Source organism: Pseudomonas sp. NFACC05-1 (assembly GCF_900100135.1).
Classification (GTDB): Bacteria; Pseudomonadota; Gammaproteobacteria; order Pseudomonadales; family Pseudomonadaceae; genus Aquipseudomonas; species Aquipseudomonas fluorescens_Q.
The window spans coordinates 8,273-13,820 of record NZ_FMTR01000047.1 but is presented as its reverse complement, the minus strand read 5'-3'; the positions used below and the strand labels follow the sequence as shown (position 1 = coordinate 13,820).

Below are 5,548 nucleotides of genomic sequence, written 5' to 3'. Positions count from 1 at the left end.
CCGACTTGTCAGACGTTTCGCTCTTAGGCTTAGGCTTCAGGTAGTAATCCAACGCTCGCGTGGCAGCGTCGTCGATTTTCTTGTTGCGGGCAGACTGAGCACGGGAGACGTGCTCGTTCGTATCAGGGGGGTTCGGAGTATCTTTTGCCATTGTCTTGCTTCCTATAGTTGGAGCCATCACCCGCTCGCGACTAAACGATGGGAGGCAGCTGTACGCAGGTTAGTCGACCGGGGAAACAAGAAACCGGCGCGTCCGAGGACGCCCTGCGCACAGCCACCATCAAGTGCAGGATGGGAATCCTGACTGGATGACGCCTTGCACAACCTGTTTCACCCTGGGCGACTAAACCCGATCACTGATGAGCAGTGACAGGACCCAAACTACCGACGTGACCCAAGGCGCACAAGCCGGCGGATTCTGGCGTAGTTGTAGGCAATGGCGCAAGGCGATGTCGGCCTTGGCTAGTCTCGTGGAGTCACGATAAACAGCTGGCCGGAAGGTTGCTGACACACTGCAATCGCGAGCAGGCTCGCTCCCACAGAGGAACATGTGTGCATATGTCGCTGCTGGCGACATGACGATAGAACGTGTCGCCGAAATCTAAAAATGGCGACACGTCAGGCGTTTCACAAATGGGATTGGCGGAAACGCGACTGGCTGCATCCATGCAGCCAGTCGCGAAGCAGTGTTACTCCTCGTTGCTCAACGGGGCTTGCGACCAACATCGCAATAAATCAGACGGGATATCTCGATCATATCCACAACGGTTTTGTCATCGACCTCAAACCCGCTGCCTGCCCCCCCTGTGTTGCTATTACTTAAGCGTAACGTCGAGCATCGGTGGGATGTAACCGTAGTCGTACTCAGCCACCACAAACGTCTGCTGCCCTTTAATTTTCATACCCACCGTTGGCGCCTCGGTGCCACCGACACGAATCTGCGTGCCGGTTGCGTCGGTCGGTACGCTGTCGATAAAGGAGGTCACCAGGCCGTTTGGCATCACGTAGTGCGAGTAGGTCTGGAATGGCTGGGAGGACGGGTTGCCCAGTACCAGGCCGGAACCGTTGAGCGGCACGTAGGGGCCGAACAGCGAGTCAGCGACAAAACCGTATACGCCGTCCGGCCCGGTCACGCCGTCGGCATAGGTGAAGGTGTGGCTGATCGTGAACAGGTAGTACTTGCCATCCTGGAACACGAAGTGCGGGCGTTCGGTCTGGTCGTTGACGCCCACGGCCGTCAGCAGGGGCGGCAACATTTCCCAGTCGTCGCCGTCCGCGTCGCGGGCCACGGCGATGCCAACGCAGGCGGTCTGGAAGCGCGAGTTGCCGACATCTTCATAACCCGGTGGCACGTCGCCGATTTCGGCCTCGCCCACTTTGTGCGAGCCGCGCTCACCGGCCACGTTGCCCTCGAACAGCATGTACAGCTTGCCATCTTTCGGGTCGCGGAAAGGCCATGGGTCGCGGAAACCCCAGAAGGCGTTTTGGGCTTCGGTCTGGTACATCTTGCCGTCGGCCTCGAACAGCGGCTTGACCTTCTCGAAGCCGACCATGCTGACACCATGTTCAGTGGTCACGACCCGACCGCGTACCTTGACGATGGTCGCGCCTGGGGTGACGGCGGTGTAATACAGGTCCACTTCGCCTCGGTCGTTCAACAGAATCGGGGTGCCGGCCCATTCGCGAGCGGTCGGCGAAACCCCTTCGGCCATCACGCGGCCACCGAATTCCCAGTTCTTGCCGGTACGAGAAAACCAGTAGTACATCTTTGCTCGACCGTGACGATCGTTCCAATCGCGGAGGATGTCGTAGTTGCCGTCCTCATCGAGGTACGCCGGGTCATTTGGATGACGATCGGCCGTCAGGGTGAAGATCACCGACCAGCCATCGACGGATGTCACGTTACCGTCCAAGTCGCGTAGGGGCATGGTGTCCCAGATGAACACGTCGTTGTTCAGTACCGGGAAATCCGCGCTGACCAGCGGCTGCGTGGTGGTGGGATCGTCCGCCCGGACTTTCAGCGCATCAGCGCGGGTCCAGAGGCTGGGTTGATGGGGGGTTACACCGAATTTTTCAGTGGTGGTTTTCATAAGGTAATACCTCGTCCATGAATGGATTCAAATAAATGATGCTTGAGAAGTACTGGATGCGCATACAGTAAAGCCACCTTATAGAGGCTTATGCATGCGGGTCAAGCAAAAAAATGCATTTGTGCATAATTTGGTTTTCTCTTAAGGCTGATACGTTTCAGCTTTGAACGTTTGCAGAAGTTAGTTCACGGGAAGATCGACGACGTTGCCGGCACGCTCGGTGCTCTGGGCCGCTATGCAGTGGAAAGCTTGCGGAACTGGCAACAGGTGGAAGTAATGCATAGAGGGATTGGTCGACTGAGCTTGGGCGTCGTGCGCAAAGCTCAACAAGGCGGGGAGTCAGCGGTTCTGAGGGTGACGGGTGTATCGCTATCGCGAGCAAGCTCGCTCCCACAGGGTATGCGGTGGCTGTGCGGTTTGTGCAGAAAAGCATCAGGCAGGTGACCAAACCTGCCCGATGCCAACGACCTGACCTGTTATCCCAACGTATTCAAACAAACCACCTTCGGCTGGGTCATTTCCTCATACGCAAACCGCACCCCTTCCCTGCCCAAACTGCCGTACTTGGAACCGCCAAACGGCATCGCATCGAAACGAAAATCCGAAGAGTCGTTGATCATCACGCCGCCCGCCTCGACCCGCCGCGCCGCGCTCATCGCGGTGCTGAGGTCGTTGGTAAAAATCCCGGCGTGAAGGGCGTATTCAGGTTCGTTAGCCAACGCAATGGCTTCATCGAACGTGTCGAACGGTTGCAACACCACCACCGGGGCAAAGGCTTCATGGCGCCAGAGTCGGCTGGAATGATCGACATTTTCCAATACGGTGGCGGCGTAGCAGGTGCCTTGGCGGCGGTGGCCGCAGAGTAAGGTGGCGCCTTGTTGCAGGGCTTCGGTCACCACCTGTTCGGCGTTCTGCGCGGCCTGCTGGGTGATCATCGGGCCGATGTCGGTGTGGGCGAGCAGTGGGTTGCCGACCACGAGGGCTTGGGCCTTTTGGACGAAGCGTTCGCGGAAGGCTGAGTAGATCGGGGCGTGGATGAGCAGGCGTTGGGTGCCGATGCAGTTTTGCCCGGCGGCCCAGAAAGCGCCGGAGAGGCAGCTGTCGACGGCGGCGTCGAGGTTGCAGTCGGCCATGACGATGACCGGGGCGTTGCCGCCGAGGTCCATGGCGAGTTTTTTCAGGCCGGCGGTGCGGGCGATTTGTTCGCCGGTGACGAAGCCGCCGGTGAAGGAGATCATGCGCACGTCGCGGGCGGCGACCAAGGCTTTGCCCAGTTCCGCGCCGCCGGTAGCGACGGTGACCACGGTTTCAGGCAGGCCGGCGGCGACCAGGTACGAGACCAATTTGAGCGCCGACAACGGCGCCAGCTCGGACGGTTTCAGGATGACGGCGTTGCCGCCGGCAATGGCCGGGCCGAGTTTGTGGGCGACCAGGTTCAGCGGGTCGTTGTAGGGGGTGATGGCGACGATCAGGCCCAGGGGTTCGCGGGTGAACCAGCCTTGGCGCGATTCGGCGCCTTCGTAGGCATCGAATGGCACGATTTCGCCGGCGTTGCGCTTGGCTTCTTCGGCGGAGAGCTTGAGGGTGTTGACGCAGCGTTTGACTTCTTTTTCGGCCTGCTTGAGGGTCTTGCCGGCTTCGTCGACGATCAGCCGGGCGAAGGCTTTGGCGTCGCGTTCGATGTTCAGTGCGGCGTGTTCGAGGATGCTAGCGCGACGATGACGGGGGAGCGCGGCGCAGGCTTTGACGCCGCTGCGTCCGGTCTCGAGCAGTTGCGGGACTTCCGAGGCGCACACGTCGGCGACGGTGCCGACGATGCTGCCATCAAATGGGTTGAGGACTTCGATGTGCGGTTCGACGACCGCCAGGGCCAGGCGCGATACGTTCACAGGTTGTGCTCCTGTTTGCGGGTTGCCGATTGGTGGATGTGGATGTGGATGATGTCCGACAGCAGCGCGAAGGCGGTTTCGGTGCGGCCTGCGCCCGGACCGGAGACGGTAACGGCGCCGAGCAGTTCGCTGGTGAACGACACGGCATTGGTGGCGCCGCTGACGCTGGCCAGTGGGTGGTCGTTGCTCAGCAGGCGCGGTTCGACGCTGGCGCTGATGGAGCCGTCGGCCTGGCGCGTGGCGGCGCCGATGAGTTTCCAGCGGGCGCCGTTGTGGCGGGCTTTTTCGATGTCGGCGAGGCTGAGGGCGGAGATGCCGCGGCAGGTGACGTCGTTGACGGTGAGCTTGGCGTCCAGCAGTTCGTTGGCGAGGATGACGACTTTGAGGCGCACGTCATGGCCTTCGACATCCGCCGTTGGGTCGGCTTCGGCGTAGCCCAGTTCTTGGGCTTCTTTGACTGCTTCGGCAAATCCCGATCCGCCTTCCATGCAGGTGAGGACGAAGTTGGAGGTGCCGTTGAGGATGCCTTCGAAACCGGTGATCGAGCTGCCGGCCAGGGATTGTTTGGCCAGGCGAATGACGGGGGTGCCGCTCATGACCGAACCTTCGTATTCGAAGGCGACGTTGTTGCGCTGGGCCAGGGCTTTGAGTTCGGCGCCGTGCAGGGCGATGGGGCCTTTGTTGGTGGTGACCACGTGCTTGCCGCGCTCCAGGGCCCAGCGGCAGAACGAGCTGGCGGGCTCGCCGTCCACCGGGTTGGTGAAGGTGGCTTCGGCGATGATGTCGGCGCCGCAGTCTTTGATCACGGCTTCGTTGAGGGCGTCGATGGTGCCGCCGGGCAGTTGAGCCATGGCGCCTTGGGTGGCTGGCAGTCTGGCCAGCGACGCGGCGTCGAGGCCGTGGCGGTCCATCACCGAACCGAGGAACAGGTCGGTCACGCCGACGATTTTCAGGGTGAAGCCGAGGTCGGTTTTCCAGCTTTCGTTACGCTCGGCAATCAGTTGAGCCAATGCCCGGTTCACACCGCCGAAGCCGACCAGCGCCAGTTTGTATTCAGTCATTTTTGTTATGTCCTTGATCCGGGTGATGAGGTTGTTGGGATCTAGGTTAGGGGGGTGGGCTGGGCAGTGAAATATGCCAATTTGCTCTATTTTTTGGGCGTTTTGACCAGGGGGTGGGCAAAGCGGTAAGCATGCTTGTTCCACTGGCCAGGCACATTCCCCTGTGGGAGCGAGCTTGATCGCGATGGGGCCAGGTCAGGCACATCGATGGTGGCTGGTGTACCGCTATCGCGAGCAAGCTCGGTCCCACAGGTTTTCTCGGTGCCTGGTCCATTGGTGTCAGGAAATCCACCTGCTTGGCTGGCGCACCGCCGGCCGCTCTTGTGGCGAGGGAGCTTGCTCCCGCTGGGCTGCGCAGCAGCCCCTGGAGTTGGCCAGCGCGGTGGGTCAGGTGGATTGCGGTCAATCGGGTTGGGCTGCTTCGCAGCCCAGCGGGAGCAAGCTCCCTCGCCACGGGGGTTGTGGTGGTTGGGCACATTCCTCCTGTGTGCGAGCATGCTCGCGATGG

The 5,548-nt window shown here is 60.8% G+C and carries 3 protein-coding genes; all 3 read right to left on the bottom strand.

Annotated features, from left to right (window positions below):
* Positions 1-815: 815 nt before the first annotated feature.
* The 3 genes from BLO97_RS30240 to BLO97_RS30230 all read right to left on the bottom strand — a co-directional run bounded on the left by BLO97_RS30240 (position 816) and on the right by BLO97_RS30230 (position 5,040).
* The gene (locus BLO97_RS30240) at positions 816-2,090 is read right to left on the bottom strand and encodes a glycoside hydrolase family 68 protein (protein WP_092349777.1); all 1,275 of its coding nucleotides are present in this window, start codon (positions 2,088-2,090) and stop codon (positions 816-818) included.
* A 476-nt stretch (positions 2,091-2,566) separates the two neighbouring features.
* Positions 2,567-3,979 carry an aldehyde dehydrogenase family protein gene (locus tag BLO97_RS30235; RefSeq protein ID WP_092349774.1) on the bottom strand — a complete coding sequence of 471 codons (1,413 nt, stop codon included), beginning with the start codon at positions 3,977-3,979 and terminating at the stop codon, positions 2,567-2,569.
* Complete coding sequence (locus BLO97_RS30230) at positions 3,976-5,040, bottom strand: homoserine dehydrogenase (RefSeq protein ID WP_092349771.1); 1,065 nt, start codon at positions 5,038-5,040, stop codon at positions 3,976-3,978. Before BLO97_RS30230 ends, BLO97_RS30235 begins: the two co-directional genes overlap by 4 nt.
* Positions 5,041-5,548 lie beyond the last annotated feature (508 nt).